The sequence below is a fragment of the Marinobacter sp. LV10R520-4 genome (genome assembly GCF_002563815.1).
Taxonomy (GTDB): domain Bacteria; phylum Pseudomonadota; class Gammaproteobacteria; order Pseudomonadales; family Oleiphilaceae; genus Marinobacter.
Genome location: NZ_PDJM01000001.1, coordinates 2,073,491 through 2,087,784, shown reverse-complemented (window position 1 = coordinate 2,087,784; position 14,294 = coordinate 2,073,491). Strand labels below are relative to the sequence as shown.

Annotated in this window: 18 protein-coding genes; 11 read left to right on the top strand and 7 right to left on the bottom strand. The window is 56.4% G+C overall.

Annotation, left to right across the window (positions count from 1 at the left end):
* Positions 1-98 precede the first annotated feature (98 nt).
* A complete protein-coding gene (locus ATG98_RS10080) occupies positions 99-848 on the top strand; it encodes an FFLEELY motif protein (protein ID WP_098420929.1) in 750 nt (249 codons plus the stop codon).
* Between the two features lie 18 nt (positions 849-866).
* Here ATG98_RS10080 and ATG98_RS10075 read toward each other — a convergent pair whose 3' ends face one another.
* Positions 867-1,145 carry a polyhydroxyalkanoic acid system family protein gene (locus ATG98_RS10075; protein ID WP_098420928.1) on the bottom strand — a complete coding sequence of 93 codons (279 nt, stop codon included), beginning with the start codon at positions 1,143-1,145 and terminating at the stop codon, positions 867-869.
* Between the two features lie 113 nt (positions 1,146-1,258).
* Between ATG98_RS10075 and ubiE the strand changes: the two genes are divergently transcribed.
* The 9 genes from ubiE to ATG98_RS10030 all read left to right on the top strand — a co-directional run bounded on the left by ubiE (position 1,259) and on the right by ATG98_RS10030 (position 7,461).
* Entirely contained in the window at positions 1,259-2,050 is a 792-nt protein-coding gene (gene ubiE / locus ATG98_RS10070; protein WP_098420927.1) for a bifunctional demethylmenaquinone methyltransferase/2-methoxy-6-polyprenyl-1,4-benzoquinol methylase UbiE, read from the top strand.
* Entirely contained in the window at positions 2,050-2,724 is a 675-nt protein-coding gene (locus ATG98_RS10065) for a ubiquinone biosynthesis accessory factor UbiJ (RefSeq protein ID WP_098422858.1), read from the top strand. Before ubiE ends, ATG98_RS10065 begins: the two co-directional genes overlap by 1 nt.
* Positions 2,721-4,364, top strand: coding sequence for a ubiquinone biosynthesis regulatory protein kinase UbiB (ubiB, locus tag ATG98_RS10060; RefSeq protein ID WP_098420925.1), 1,644 nt, complete (start codon positions 2,721-2,723; stop codon positions 4,362-4,364). The genes ATG98_RS10065 and ubiB overlap by 4 nt, the downstream gene beginning before the upstream one ends.
* Before the next feature lie 21 nt (positions 4,365-4,385).
* On the top strand, positions 4,386-4,829 hold the full coding sequence (gene hisI, locus ATG98_RS10055; protein WP_098422856.1) for a phosphoribosyl-AMP cyclohydrolase: 444 nt from the start codon (positions 4,386-4,388) through the stop codon (positions 4,827-4,829).
* Positions 4,822-5,151, top strand: a complete 330-nt coding sequence (locus ATG98_RS10050; RefSeq protein ID WP_098420923.1) for a phosphoribosyl-ATP diphosphatase — start codon at positions 4,822-4,824, stop codon at positions 5,149-5,151. The genes hisI and ATG98_RS10050 overlap by 8 nt, the downstream gene beginning before the upstream one ends.
* 87 nt (positions 5,152-5,238) lie before the next feature.
* A complete protein-coding gene (gene tatA / locus ATG98_RS10045; protein ID WP_098420922.1) occupies positions 5,239-5,481 on the top strand; it encodes a twin-arginine translocase TatA/TatE family subunit in 243 nt (80 codons plus the stop codon).
* An 11-nt stretch (positions 5,482-5,492) separates the two neighbouring features.
* Complete coding sequence (gene tatB, locus ATG98_RS10040) at positions 5,493-5,960, top strand: Sec-independent protein translocase protein TatB (RefSeq protein WP_098422854.1); 468 nt, start codon at positions 5,493-5,495, stop codon at positions 5,958-5,960.
* Positions 5,957-6,745: a twin-arginine translocase subunit TatC gene (gene tatC / locus ATG98_RS10035; protein ID WP_098422852.1), complete on the top strand. Its 789-nt coding sequence runs from the start codon at positions 5,957-5,959 to the stop codon at positions 6,743-6,745. Before tatB ends, tatC begins: the two co-directional genes overlap by 4 nt.
* Positions 6,742-7,461 carry a 16S rRNA (uracil(1498)-N(3))-methyltransferase gene (locus ATG98_RS10030; protein WP_098422850.1) on the top strand — a complete coding sequence of 240 codons (720 nt, stop codon included), beginning with the start codon at positions 6,742-6,744 and terminating at the stop codon, positions 7,459-7,461. Before tatC ends, ATG98_RS10030 begins: the two co-directional genes overlap by 4 nt.
* Positions 7,462-7,469: 8 nt before the next feature.
* Here the strand turns inward: ATG98_RS10030 and ATG98_RS10025 are convergent, their stop codons facing one another.
* The 5 genes from ATG98_RS10025 to ATG98_RS10005 form a co-directional block, all read right to left on the bottom strand.
* Positions 7,470-8,405 carry a DUF808 domain-containing protein gene (locus tag ATG98_RS10025; RefSeq protein WP_098422848.1) on the bottom strand — a complete coding sequence of 312 codons (936 nt, stop codon included), beginning with the start codon at positions 8,403-8,405 and terminating at the stop codon, positions 7,470-7,472.
* 89 nt (positions 8,406-8,494) lie between these two features.
* Complete coding sequence (locus tag ATG98_RS10020; protein WP_098420917.1) at positions 8,495-9,754, bottom strand: UbiH/UbiF/VisC/COQ6 family ubiquinone biosynthesis hydroxylase; 1,260 nt, start codon at positions 9,752-9,754, stop codon at positions 8,495-8,497.
* Positions 9,747-11,033: a 2-octaprenyl-6-methoxyphenyl hydroxylase gene (gene ubiH / locus ATG98_RS10015; RefSeq protein ID WP_098422846.1), complete on the bottom strand. Its 1,287-nt coding sequence runs from the start codon at positions 11,031-11,033 to the stop codon at positions 9,747-9,749. The genes ATG98_RS10020 and ubiH overlap by 8 nt, the downstream gene beginning before the upstream one ends.
* 2 nt (positions 11,034-11,035) lie before the next feature.
* Positions 11,036-12,355 (bottom strand): Xaa-Pro aminopeptidase, encoded by a 1,320-nt coding sequence (pepP, locus tag ATG98_RS10010; RefSeq protein ID WP_098422844.1) that lies wholly within the window; start codon positions 12,353-12,355, stop codon positions 11,036-11,038.
* Between the two features lie 37 nt (positions 12,356-12,392).
* Positions 12,393-13,001: a UPF0149 family protein gene (locus tag ATG98_RS10005; protein ID WP_098420914.1), complete on the bottom strand. Its 609-nt coding sequence runs from the start codon at positions 12,999-13,001 to the stop codon at positions 12,393-12,395.
* A gap of 151 nt (positions 13,002-13,152) precedes the next feature.
* On the opposite strand from ATG98_RS10005, the gene ATG98_RS10000 reads away from it, so the two are divergent.
* Positions 13,153-13,731, top strand: coding sequence for a DUF2796 domain-containing protein (locus ATG98_RS10000; protein WP_098422842.1), 579 nt, complete (start codon positions 13,153-13,155; stop codon positions 13,729-13,731).
* A 14-nt stretch (positions 13,732-13,745) separates the two neighbouring features.
* Here ATG98_RS10000 and ATG98_RS09995 read toward each other — a convergent pair whose 3' ends face one another.
* Positions 13,746-14,204, bottom strand: a complete 459-nt coding sequence (locus ATG98_RS09995) for a DUF3299 domain-containing protein (protein WP_228706080.1) — start codon at positions 14,202-14,204, stop codon at positions 13,746-13,748.
* Between the last annotated feature and the right edge of the window lie 90 nt (positions 14,205-14,294).

Sequence of the window (14,294 nt, the reverse complement as noted above, 5' to 3'; positions counted from 1 at the left end):
TGCCCCCCCCCAACAGCTATTGATGACACTTCAGCACAGGCCAGGCTACTCGGTTACAATGCCGCCCCCCGATTCAACCGCCCAGCCGGAGCCTATTTATGTATCGCCAGCGCCTGGTTGAAACCGCCGTTTACAGCGATAACGCCCGTCAGTTGCAGCATTGGCTGCTGGCGTATCACGATTTTCGTCAGAGCCACAGCCATCATCCGCTGCAACAGCAAAGCGCTCAAGTGGCCAGCTGGCAGGCCGCTCGACTAAAACAGACCCACCAGGATTTATACCAGAACCCGGGCTATCACCAGGGGCTGGAATTTTTGCTGACGGATTTGTACGCGCCCACCGGAATGAGCCACCGCGACGACAATATCGATCGGGTTTTCCCAAAAATGGTGAGGTGGCTGCCAGACCACCAGTTACGAACCCTCGCCAGACTGGTGGAGCTCAACCTGCTGACCCAGCAACTGGACCATAATCTGGCAAGCGCGCTGCATAGCCATCAAATGAATGCAGAGGCGCTGGCCGTAGAGGACTACTGCCTGGCCTACCGTTACGCCGATGACCAACCCCAGCGACTGCGTCAGATTGAACTGATCGCCGATGTGGGCCATCGCCTTGACCGGTACGTGCGTAACCGAACACTGGGCTGGCTGCTGTCTATGGGCCGCGGACCGGCAGAAATGGCCGACCTGCAGGATTTGCACAGTTTTCTACACCGTGGCTACAGCGCGTTCCGGTGTATGGATAACGTCGGCAAGCTGATTGACCGGCTAGTGCTGCGTGAACGGCGCATTATGGACAACATTCTGGCCGGTCAATCGCAGCCCTTTGAACTGCCCGCGTCGCTTTGACACGGGCCGCTTGGGACTTCAAACGCGAATAATCTGGTCTAACTGGGATTCGATTTCCTGTGCAATCCGGCCTTTCATGGGCCGTAACAGCAGTCCCAGCTCCAAGTAGACGTGCAAGTCGCCGTGATTAATCGTGAGCTGGCCCTGCACTCCGCTGCGCTTGAATTTCATAACATCGCCTTCCCACGCGTAATTCATATCGAAACGGCTGGAGAGGTCGGCGGCCAGGGTCTCAGCCGCTTCACGGGCGTGCTGTTTGTCCATGGTGTGAGTGCGGTGAATATCAATAACGGACATAAATCAGGTTTCTCTCGCGAAATGACAGGTTTTACAGTGTAAGGCGGTATTAAACTTGTAGCCAACCCCGCAGACGTTAGAATACGGGATTCAGATTCTGACAGGACAGTTCCATGAGCGATCAGCAAACGCCAGCCAGCACCGCAAAACCGGATAAGCCGAAAGACGACGTTACCCATTTTGGTTTTCGCGATGTACCAAAAAGCCAGAAGGCCGGCCAGGTAGCCGAGGTTTTTCACAGCGTGGCCAGCAAATACGACCTCATGAACGATTTGATGTCGATGGGTGTTCATCGCCTTTGGAAACGCTTCACGATTGAGCTCTCCGGCGTGCGCCCGGGGCACCAAGTACTGGACATCGCAGGCGGTACCGGCGACCTGACCATGAAGTTTTCAGATTTGGTCGGGCCCAGTGGCAAAGTGGTGCTGGCCGACATCAACGCCTCCATGTTGAAAGTCGGTCGCAGCCGCCTGGCAGACCGTGGCTACGCTGGCAACATTGAATACGTACAGGCTGACGCAGAACACTTGCCGTTCCCGGACAACAGCTTCAACGCTGTATCTATCGCCTTTGGCCTGCGCAACGTGACCGACAAAGACCAGGCCCTGAGGGACATGGCTCGGGTACTAAAACCCGGTGGTAAACTGATGGTATTGGAGTTTTCCAAGCCCACTAACCCGCTGCTAAGCAAGGCTTATGACACTTACTCATTCACCGCTTTACCATTTATGGGCAAGTTGATTGCCGGCGACAGCGAGAGCTACAAATACCTGGCGGAGTCCATCCGTATGCATCCAGACCAGGACACTCTCAAAGCGATGATGGAAACCGCCGGCTTCGCCAACTGCAAATACCACAATATGACCGGTGGCATTGTGGCTCTGCACGTGGGAATAAAACCCTGATGTTCCCTGGTCCAACCCTGCTCAGCGCTGTCAGCGCCATTGTTGAAACGGCGCTGAACCAAGCCTTGGAGTTTGACCCGGCCGGCCGCAAAGCGTTGCTGGCAGCGCTGACGGCTCCGGTACAGTTTGACCTGACTGCGCCCATGGCATTAACCCTTACTCTGACCCAAGGCGGCAAAGGCGTGTTGGTGGGCAGCCAGCCGGCCACACAGCCCGGACTGGTGATTGCCGGTCCGGCTATGGCGTTTTATGCCATGGCCAGCGGCGACACAGGCGCCATTAAAGACGGCCGTCTGAGCATCAGTGGCGACACCGCTCTGGCACACCAGTTTCAACGTGCTATTGAACAGCTGAATCCGGATTGGGAAGCGGCCATGGCTCGCCATCTGGGCGATGTGCCGGCGCATTTTCTGGCCAAACGCTTGCGCAATGGCGTGAAGTGGAGCCGTGATGCGCGACACAGCATGGCCAGCAATCTGGAAGAATACCTGCACGAAGAAACCGGCGCCTTGCCCGGCCGCCGCGAGTTGGAGGCCAGCTTTCAGGATATAGATGCCCTTAGCCTTCGGGTTGAGCGCCTGGCCGCCCGCGTGGAGTTCCTGCCCCAGAGCAAGCCGGCTTCTCGTCTCCCATCTCACCCGCCTGAACCGTCTGAAAAACAGGAGAATTCGTGAGCCGTCTGCAACGCCTGTTTCGGATATTTTGGGTATTCTGCCGCTACCGACTGGATATTTTTCTGCCCCTGGCCGAGCTTCCGCCAGTGCTGAAAGTCATTTTTATACTGGCGCCCTGGCATCTGTTTTCACAACCCAAGCTCGACCGCGGTGACCGTTTGCGCATCGCCCTGGAAGAGCTGGGGCCGGTGTTCGTTAAATTCGGCCAGATACTGTCTACTCGGCGCGACCTGCTGCCGGACGACATGGCCGACTCCCTGAAAACCTTGCAAGACAAAGTGCCACCGTTTCCAAGCGATAGCGCCCGTGAAATTATAGAGCGCGCACTGGGCGCCCCGGTCACCGAGCTGTTTGCCGAATTCAGCGCAGATCCCATGGCGTCAGCATCGGTGGCTCAGGTGCACGCAGCCACTCTAAAAAACGGCCAAAAGGTGGTGGTGAAAGTGCTGCGCCCGGGCATTGAAAAAACCATCCGCCAAGACCTCAGCCTGATGTACCTGATGGCCGGCCTGCTGGAGAAATACTGGGCTGAAGGCAAACGTCTGCATCCGGTGGAAGTCGTAGCTGACTACGACGCCACCATTCACGACGAGCTTGACCTGCAGCGTGAAGCCGCCAACGCCAGCCAGCTGCGGCGTAATTTCGACAACTCGCCGTTGATTTACATTCCCTTTATTGACTGGGACTTCACCCGCAAGCAGGTGCTGGTGATGGAGCGCATTTATGGCGTACCCATTGCCGATGTTGCTACGCTAAACGCCGCCGGCGTGAATATGAAAGTGCTGGCCGAAAAAGGCGTGGAGATCTTTTTCACCCAAGTGTTCCGCGACAGCTTTTTTCACGCCGACATGCACCCTGGCAACATTTTTGTCGATATCACCAACCCGGCCGACCCCCAGTACATCGCCATTGATTTTGGCATTGTTGGCACTCTGTCCCCAGACGATCAAAGCTACCTGGCCCGCAACCTGTTGGCGTTTTTTCGCCGCGATTACCGCCAGGTGGCGCAGTTACACATTCAAAGCGGATGGGTACCACCGGACACCCGGGTTAATGAATTTGAAGCGGCGATTCGCACCGTGTGCGAACCCATTTTCGAGCGCCCGCTGAAAGAAATTTCCTTTGGCCACTTTCTGCTGCGCCTGTTTCAGACCGCCCGCCGCTTCAACATGGAAGTGCAGCCTCAGCTGGTGCTGCTGCAAAAAACCCTGCTGAATGTTGAGGGTCTTGGCCGCCAGCTCTACCCGGACCTGGACCTGTGGAGCACTGCGCAACCGTACCTGGAACAATGGATGCGCAAGCGTATTGGGCCGTCGGGTTTTTTGAAAACCCTGCAAACTCACTTTCCTGCTTGGCTGGAACAGTCTCCGGAAATGCCGCAGTTGATTCACGATGCGTTGTTACAGCTGCGGGGCGCAGGCCCCACCGAACAGCAAAATCGGGACACGCTGGCGTTATTGAAAGAGCAGCAGTTGCGCAGCGAACGACGTTGGCGCAGGGGTTTTATAGCGGCGTCACTAACCGCAGCGGCGGTTGCCGCCAGCCATCCACCCAGCCAACAATGGCTCAGCGGTTTGCCGGTTTGGAGTTGGATATTGTTCATTGCCGCTGGCGCGCTGGTATTGCGCGGCAGCCGTTAACCCGCTTTCAGGATTGAGCTCATGTCGCAAATTTCTGCTAACAAACATCCGCCAACCTGGATTGACGCCATCCGTTGGACAGCTGACGGCCTGGTGCCTGCCATCGCTCAGGATGCCGATAACGGCGATATACTGATGATGGCCTGGATGAACCCGGAATCGCTTCAGCTGACCGTTACCGAAGGCCTGGCCGTATATTGGTCACGTTCCCGCGGTAAGCTTTGGCGCAAAGGCGAAAGTTCGGGCCATCAGCAGGTGATAAAGGACATCCGCCTGGACTGCGACGCCGATGTGATTTTGCTGAAGGTAGAACAAAAAGGTGGCATTGCCTGTCACACTGGAAGGCGTAGCTGCTTTTACCAATCACTGCAACACGGCCAATGGCAGAACGTAGAACCGGTGCTGAAAGACCCAAGCGCTATTTACAACACAGCAAAAAATGCCGAGGACCCCAACGGTGAGTGACGTACTGCAACAACTGGCGCAGGTGCTGGAAGCCCGCAAAAACGCCGATCCAGATAGCTCTTATGTAGCCAGCCTGCACGCCAAAGGGCTGAATAAAATTCTGGAAAAGGTTGGCGAGGAATGCACTGAAACCCTGCTGGCCGCCAAAGATGCCGAGCACAGCGGCAACACCGATGAGCTGATTGCGGAAACCGCAGACTTGTGGTTCCACACTCTGGTAATGTTGTCGCGTCTGAATGCTGGGCCTGACGATGTCATTAACGAATTGGCGCGGCGATTCGACCTGTCGGGCCTGGAAGAAAAAGCCGCGCGTCAGAAATAAGGGTATCTACCTCTGAAGAGGTTTTTTCACAGTGCCGTCAGTGGCGTACAATAGCGACCACTGCCAACATTTGAACGAGGATTCACCATGGGCATCAGTATTTGGCAACTTCTTATTGTACTCGGCATTGTTATTTTGCTGTTCGGAACGAAAAAACTGCGCAATATCGGTACCGATCTTGGCGGCGCCATTCGTGGTTTTAAAAAGTCCATGACCGATGACGACGGTAAAACCGATACCTCCAATCCGGATAATCTGGAGGAGAAAGACAGCGCACAGTTTCAGCAGTCCGCTACGGACGACAAAACCCGGGATAAAACCCAAAGCTGAGAGCCTGCTGAATGTTTGATATCGGCTTTCTTGAGCTATTGATCTGCGGCGTTATTGCTTTGCTGGTGCTGGGCCCCGAGCGCTTGCCCTCGGCTGCGCGCGCTGCTGGGCGCTGGATAGGTTCTGCACGGCGTATGATGACCCAGTTTACTTCCGAGCTTGACCGCGAATTGAAGGCCGACGACCTGCGCAAAGAGCTGAAAAAAGCCGGGGATGTGGGCCTGGAAGACGTTCAAAAAACCGTCCGCGACGCCCTGGACGAAGCAAAAAAATACGAAAACATGGTCAAACCGGCGCAGAATCAGCTGGATCAGGCCAACCGCAAAGTGACGTCTGCGCTGTCTGACCTGTGGGACGAAGATGACACACCCAGCATCTCCAAGCCCGCCGACAGCTCGCTGGAAAAGGCGCCAGAAAGCCCGATCGACCTTAACAAACCCTCCCCCAGCTCTGGGGATGCTTCGGATACGCGTTCATGACAGAACAGACCGGGGCCGGTAACCACGTGCCCGACCAGCCTGAAATGCCGCTGATTGAACATCTGCTGGAATTGCGTAACCGCCTGCTGAAAATGGTGCTGGCGGTGGTGGTGTGTTTCGCCTTTATTTACCCGTTTGCCAACGAGCTTTACCTTTGGTTGTCTGAACCTATCCGCAGTCTGCTGCCGGTAGGCCAGAGCATGATTGCCACCGATGTTACCTCGCCGTTTTTTGCCCCCCTGAAGCTGGCCCTGGTGCTGGCGGTGTTTGCCGCCATCCCGGTTATTCTGTACCAGCTTTGGAGCTTTATTGCTCCGGGCCTTTACGCCCACGAGAAAAAAATAGCCTTCCCACTGCTTTTTTCGTCAGTGCTGTTGTTCTATCTGGGCGCTGCCTTCGCCTACTACGTGGTGTTTCCGCTAGTTTTCGGCTTCTTTACGGCCGTCGGCCCTGAAGGCATTGTGGAGCTGCCGGACATCACCAGCTATCTGAATTTCGTATTGAAAATGTTTTTTGCCTTTGGTGTGGCGTTCGAGATTCCGATTGCCACCATTCTGCTGATTATTACCGGCATCACCACGCCGGATGACCTGGCTGCCAAGCGCCCTTATGTGGTGGTTGGTTGCTTTATTATCGGCATGATGCTGACCCCTCCGGACATTATCTCGCAAACATTGCTGGCGCTGCCCATGTGGATCTTGTTTGAGCTCGGCATATTGTTCGGCCGGCTGATGAAGCGCAAAGTTGCGGTTGCCGACGAGGCCAAAAAGTCCGGCAGCGAATGAATCTGGCTTTGCTGTTCGATGCAGATTTCATTTCTGCAGATACCGTACGCCTGAGCGATCGACGTCTGGAGCACTTGCGCAGCATTCGTAAAATCGCCGTGGGCGACAGCGTGCCGGTAGGCCAGGTGAACGGCAATATCGGTGTGGGCCGGGTTACCAGCCTGACCGAGCACTACGCCGAACTTCAAGTCAGCCTTGACCAAGCACCGCCAAAACCTCTGCCACTGACACTGATGCTGGCCATGCCAAGGCCAAAAATGTTCCGTCGCACTCTGCAAACCTGCGCCACCCTGGGCGTGAAAGATCTATGGCTGATCAACAGCTACAAAGTGGAAAAGAGCTTCTGGCAGACCCCATGGCTGCAAGAGCCGGCCCTGCGTGACAATCTGGTGCTGGGGTTGGAGCAAGCTCGCGACACCTTGATGCCCAAAGTGCACATTCGCAAACTGTTCAAGCCGTTTGTGGAAGACGAGCTGCCAGCGCTTTTGGCCGGCAAACGGGCGCTGGTGGCACACCCCGGCAGTGCGCAGCCCTGCCCTGTGCACCTGCCAGGCCCGGCGACCCTTTGCATTGGCCCGGAAGGTGGCTTTACCGATTATGAAGTGGATAAGCTGCAGCAGGCAGGCTGCCAGGCGGTGCATCTGGGGCAACGCATACTGCGGGTAGAAACCGCGGTGCCGGTGCTGGTCAGTCGATTATTTGACGGTTGCGCGTGAGCTTGCCCTCAGCCTTGCTGAGCTTCTGGCTTTTTAAATTTCTTCAACAGTGGCGTCAGCACTGCGACTAGCAGCAACCCTGCGACCAAACCGAACAGGCCGTTAGCCAGTATGGGCACTATCGTGCCAAGCATCGCGCCAGCCGATTCGCCCAAGCCTGCGGCAAAACTCTCAATACCGTGGCCGATGGCGGAGAATCCGTGGGTAAGAATGCCCCCACCCACCAAAAACATGGCAATGGTGCCCAGTACTGACAGGGTTTTCATCATATAAGGCGCAAACCACAGAATACCGTGGCCCAGCTTTTGCGCCAGAGCGCCGTCTTTTTTTGTCAGGTACAGGCCGCCATCGTCCAGTTTTACAATACCCGCCACCAGACCGTAAACACCCACCGTAATCATCAAAGCCACCACTGACAGCACGGCGAACTGCATGCCGATAGGTTGTTGAGTTACTGTGCCGAGGGTAATCGCGATGATTTCCGCCGACAGGATAAAGTCGGTGCGGATCGCACCTTTTATTTTGTCTTTTTCGACCTGTTTCAAGTCGACTTGCGGATTTTTCAGGGCCTCTTTCAGATCTTTTTTATGCTGGTCGTGTTCGGCTTTGTGCAAAAACCGGTGCACCAGCTTTTCCGCGCCTTCGTAACACAGAAAAGCACCACCCAGCATTAACAGGGGCGTTACCAGCCAAGGCGCAAAAAAGCTGATAGCCACCGCCGCAGGCACCAAAATAGCCTTGTTCAGCAGCGACCCCTTTGCAACTGCCCACACCACCGGTAGCTCCCGCGAAGGCTTTACGCCGGCTACCTGTTGCGCGTTTAATGCCAGGTCATCACCCAGCACGCCGACGGTTTTCTTGGCGGCAGCTTTGGTCATCAACGATACGTCGTCAAGTATGGTGGCAATGTCGTCGATTAATAAGAACAGGCTGCTTCCGGCCATCAATACTTCCCTGAAATGTAAAAACACCATTCTGACGCTCGAACAGCGCGGCTAAAATGGCTGCTTACAAAGGTTTATCCTTTAAGCCCTTAATCCTTTAAACCCATCGCCTCTGCGGCCAAGCGGTTTTTCAGGGGCGCCAGCTGGTTAAGCCAGTTCATACCCTGATTGCGCAGCCAGCGTAACGGCAGTTCGTCACGGCCGAAGAGCTGCTTCAAGGCTTCCATGGCTGCCATCATGGTCAAATTTTCCGATTTGCGGCGGCGCTGGTAGCGCCCCAGCACCAGAGCATCCCCGGGGTTCAGGCCCAGCTTGCGGGCACGCTTCAATTCCTCCAGCAATACCGCCACGTCGCCATAACCCAAATTGGCACCCTGGCCGGCCAGCGGATGAATACTGTGCGCGGCGTCGCCAACCAGCGCAAAGCCTGACGCTGTGTAATCCATGGCGTGGCGCTGGCGCAGAGGAAACGCAAAGCGACGGGAAATCGCTTCAATCGAATCCACCGGAAGTTCTATGGCACGCTCCAGTTCGGCATTGAAAGCGGCGTCGTCCAGCGCCATCAGGCGACGGGCCTCAAGCGTGTCCTGCGACCACACAATCGAACAAAAATTCTCGTCGCCGTTATCAGCTTGCAACGGCAGAAACGCCAGCGGGCCGGTGCGGGAAAAGCTCTGGCGCGCGGTGTACTGGTGCAGCTGCTTGCTGCGCACCGTGGCCACAATGGCCTGTTGATCATAATCCCATTCGCGGGTAGGTAAGCCTACTAACTGACGCAACCGTGATTGCGCGCCATCTGCCGCTACCACCAATCGCGCCCGCAGCTGCTGGCCATCTTCCAGGCGAATACCGGGCGCATCTCCACCCTCTCCATTCGGCCCGTTCGCCAGCCAGCCAGCAACCTTGGCGCCACTGATAATGGTCGCCGGGCTGGCCTCCAGAGCATTAAACAGGGCCCGCACAATATGGCGGTTTTCGATAATAGTGCCCAGCGCTTCGGCGCGCATCTCTGCGGCGTCGAATTCGATGCGCCCAGTGCCCTCGGCGTCCCACACGGCCATCATCTGGTACGGGCAATGACGACCCGCGGCCACTTCGGCCCAGGCACCAAGCTTTTCCAGCAAACGCTGGCTGGCCATAGAGATGGCGCTCACACGGGGTTCGAAATCATCAACACTGGTCGCCGGCTGAGCGGCGGTCTGCAACTTCGCCAGGGGGCTGGCCTCAACCAGAACGACGTGCCAGCCCTGTTGCGCCAACCCCAAAGCCAGGGCCGACCCCACCATACCGCCACCAACAATCATAATGTCTGCCACGGTGGGCGTTTGTGAGCTCTGCGCTTCAGTCATGGCTCAGCGCCTTGCTGTTATGGGAACCGGGACGCTGAATGCGGGCTTTGCGACCGCCCAGGCCCATGGCGCTGCCTGCAAACCAACGTTTTGCCGCGGGCACCAGGTCTAACCCCATTAAACCGGCATCTCTGGCCGCCGCAAGCGGTGGCAGTGGCGAGCCAAAAATCTGAATCAGGGAGTCGGAAAAACCTGCGGTTTGCACCCGGTCGCTCTGGTGTAATTGCTGGTAACGCTGCAATACCGCAAGTTCACCGGGGTTGCAGCCTTGCTCACTGGCCAGGCGGAATTGCTCCACCAGCGTCATCAATCCGCGCAGGGCCAGATTGAAACCCTGGCCCGCCACCGGGTGCAAACTGTGTGCGGCGTTGCCCACCAACGCAACGCCCGGGCGCACCGGGTTGTCTACCAGCGTTAGCGCCAGCGGGTAGTGATTGCATTCGCCAATGCGGGTGAAGCGCCCCAGGCGCCAGCCAAAGCGTTGCTGTAGACGCGTGCATTTGTCGGCGTCGGGCATGGCCAACACCTGTTCCAGCTCGGAGTTCGATAAGGTCCACACCAGCGCTGACTGATGGCTAGCGCAGGTTGGCGATCCGTGGGGTAGCAACGCCATGGGGCCGCTGTCGGTGAAGCGCTCGTAGGCAGCAAACTGATGGCTGTCGGCGGTGGTTACGTTAGCAATCAACGCATTCTGGCCGTAGGGCTGGTGCCGAATCTGAAACCCCAGGCGCTCACGCAAGTCGGAACGGCCGCCGTCGGCCACCACCAGGCAGCGTGCGCTCAGCTCCCGGGCTTCGCCTGCGGTGGTTACCGTCACCCGCACATTATCACCGTGGCAGGTCATGTCAGTTACCTCTGCCGGTGCCAACCATTGCACCTGCGTTTTTAACAGCTCACGCACCAGACACAGGCCCATCCAGCGGTTATCCACCACGTAGCCCAGCGCGTCCTGGCGGTATTCTGCGGCGTGCAGGCGGGCAGCGCCAAAGTGACCACGGTCCGATACGTGAATGTGGCGTATCGGGGCGGCGTGCTGTGCCAATGCAGACCACAAGCCTAACTGCTCATAAATCAGCCTGGAACCCCAGGCCAAGGCAGTAGAGCGCGCATCGTAGCTGGGCTGGTAGCTATCAGGCTCAGCGTTGCTGGCAAGAGGAAAAGTCTCTGCCACGGTGACACGCAGTTGCGGCACCATGCGCGCCAGCGCCAAAGCCAGGGTCGCCCCGGCTAACCCGCCGCCGGCAATCAGGATATCGGTATCCGTATCGTTTGCCGTCACGCTCAGCCCGCCATTAATGCTTCAATTTCGTCGATTGTTTTTGGCACGCCGTCCGTCAGTACGCGGCAGCCGTCTCTGGTGACGACTACGTCGTCTTCAATGCGAATGCCAATTCCGCGCCAGCGCTCATCCACATCGGTGTTACCCGGTGACACATACAGCCCCGGCTCTACCGTCATGACCATGCCCGGCTCCAGCTGGCGCCAGGCATCACCCACTTTGTAATCACCCACATCGTGCACGTCCAACCCTAACCAATGGCCGGTGCGATGCATGAAAAACGGCTTGAAGGTCTCATTGGCAATGGCGTCATCAACAGGCCCCGCAATCAGGCCCAGATCAATCAGGCCCTGGGTCAGCACATTCAGCGCTGCTTCGTGGGGCTGATTCCAGTGGTTGCCGGGGCGCACGGCATCAATCGCAGCGTACTGGGCATTCAACACCACGTTATAAAGCGCCTTTTGAGGCTCACTGAAATGGCCGCTCACCGGAAACGTGCGAGTAATGTCCGAGGCGTAGCATTCCAGTTCGCAGCCGGCGTCGATCAACACCAGATCGCCGTTGTTCAGGGGCTCGCTGTTTTCGATGTAATGCAGAATACAGCCGTTCACGCCGCCACCCACAATAGATGGATACGCCGTCTCGCGGGTGCCGTGCTGACGGAACGTATGAATCAGTTCGGCTTCCAAGTGGTATTCACTCAGGCCCTCGCGGGCGAGTTTCATGGCGTTACAGTGGGCCTGGGCTGAGATTTCGCCGGCCTTGGCCATCACTTTGATTTCATTCGCGCTTTTATAAAGACGCAAATCGTGCAGAAGATGCTCTACGGCCGCAAATTCGCCGGGGGGGCGAGCGCCGGTGCGCACCTTGCTGCGAATCACTTTTACCCAGTCCATAACACGGGTGTCAAAACCACGGTCTTTACCCAGCGGGTAATAAATGCGGCTGCGGCCCTCAATCAGGCCCGGCAGGATGTCGTCGATGTCACCAATCGGGAAAGCGTCGTCCACGCCGTAACGCTCAACGGCGCCCTCCTGGCCCACTAAAAAGCCGTCCCACTGTTCTTTCGAAGGGTCGCGCTCTTTGCAGAACAACACCGATTCGCCATGAGCGCGCCCGGGAATCAACACCAGCACCGATTCAGGCTCACCAAAGCCGGTTAAATAATGAAAGTCGCTGTCTTGGCGAAACGGGTGCAAAACGTCGCGATTACGTACGCGTTCTGGCGCCGAAGGCAGAATGGCAATGCTGTCCGGCGCCATGTGGTCCATCAGCTTGCGGCGACGTTCCGCAAATTCCTTTACAGGTATCATCGACGTCATACAGTCTCCAACCAGCTTTAGTGAATCTTAATGGGTCCTAATGAAGAGTAGGGGGCGTCTTGGGCGGTTGCTCCGGCTCGTTAAACTCGGTAAACACCGCCAGCGCACCCAACCGGACATACTCGGTAATTTCTACCAGTTGCTGATCGTTTTCTTCGCTGGCGTCTTCTTCGTCAGACAGCTGACTGATGGCGACCATGTCTTCCATCAGCTCGCGGATTTCTTCCGGCGCCTCCCCCAGCGACTCACCCGCCGCCAGTGCCATACCCGCCAGAAAACCACGCACCCAGGAAATCAGCGACTCCAGCCTTTGCTCAAGCGCATAATCATCGTCTGGCAGCAGGGGCTGAAAGCTCATATCCATACTGCTCAGCTGCGCCAGGGCCTGCTGGTAAATACCCGCAGCGAACACTCTTAGCTCCGGCGATTCCTCCAGCGCTGTCGAAGCCAGTCCGATATGTTCGCATACCATGGAGGCACACTCGTCTTCTTGCATACGCCCACCGGCGGCGAAACGACCACAGAGCACACCGTGTAACTCAGACGGATGGCTGAACGCTTTGTGCGCCAAAAATACATTGGCCCAGCGCTCGAATTCCGCAGAAATCTCGATATTTGGAGCAGCGGAAGCATCGGATACAGACATGAAAAAACCCTGATAGAGGAATAATAAAGATTGCCATTATCCTAGCATTCCAGCGCCTCCATGGCACTTTCTGTTGCTTTAGAGCACATTCTGTTGCTTTTTCATCGCGCTCAGTTAAAGATGTTATAACATAACTTTACAGGAGCCAGTCATGACATCCCGCAACCCTCTAACCTCTCTTAAATCCATAAACTCTCTGAATTTCGCCATTGGCCTGTGTTTGTGCGCACTGACCACTGCCAGCACCGCCAGCGAACAGCAACCACACCAACACGGCCACGCCCAGCTGCAGATAGCGGTGGAAAACAACAACATTGACCTGATTCTGACCAGCCCCGCCTACAACCTGCTGGGGTTCGAACACCAACCACGCACCGAGCAACAAAAACAGACCCTGGAAAACGCCAGGCAGTGGCTAACGACCCAGGCACTCATTACGCCTGCTAGCGGCAACTGCACGGTGGAGTCTGCCAGCATGGACTTCAACGCAAAAGCCGCTGAAAAAGATCATCATAATCACGACCACCATCATGATGAAACGATGAACGAACACGCCAACATAGAAGTCAGTCAGGTGCTCAACTGCAAAAGCGCGGATATCGGCGGCCAGCTTACAACTCCGTTGATTGACCAGTTTCCGGAGATACAGGAACTGGACGTGGAGTGGGTAACCAACAGCACCCAGGGCAGCGCAAAACTGAGCTCACCCGATAACCAATTCCAGCTCTGAAAAGCCCAAAAGCATCAAGGCTCATAAGGATAAACTGACTCCACCGCCATAGAATAAGACGAAATCCCGATCACATTCTCGGTACGGTCAATCAGAATCGTACCCTCAACCCAGACCGGGTCGTAGAGCGCAGTCAGCTTGAAGCCCTTTTTGTACTTCATATGGATAAGTTGATTGGGCGGCGGTGGTGGTACATGAATACAGGCACCAAAATAAGGCACCAGGAAAAACTCCAGAATGCGCATATCCTCTGTGGTCTTCAGCGGCACCACGAAACCTGGAATACGACCCCGGGTATTCGCCATGGCCGTTACCACACGCCCTGTCATGATTTCGTCCGGCAGCAAGGGCGGGCCTTCGCCATCGTGCACAATTTCCGGCATGCTCTCTAGCAATGCCAGATCTTCCGCCGGCATCAAATCCAACCAATCAATCTCCGGTAGCTCCGCGTGCGCCAAAGGTAAAAATACCATTAGCAGCAACCCCAGGGGCAAAGCAAAACAGCGCCGAACACAACTCACTCTGTGCAGCTTATTAATCATGTATTCGTTTAACCCCGCCAA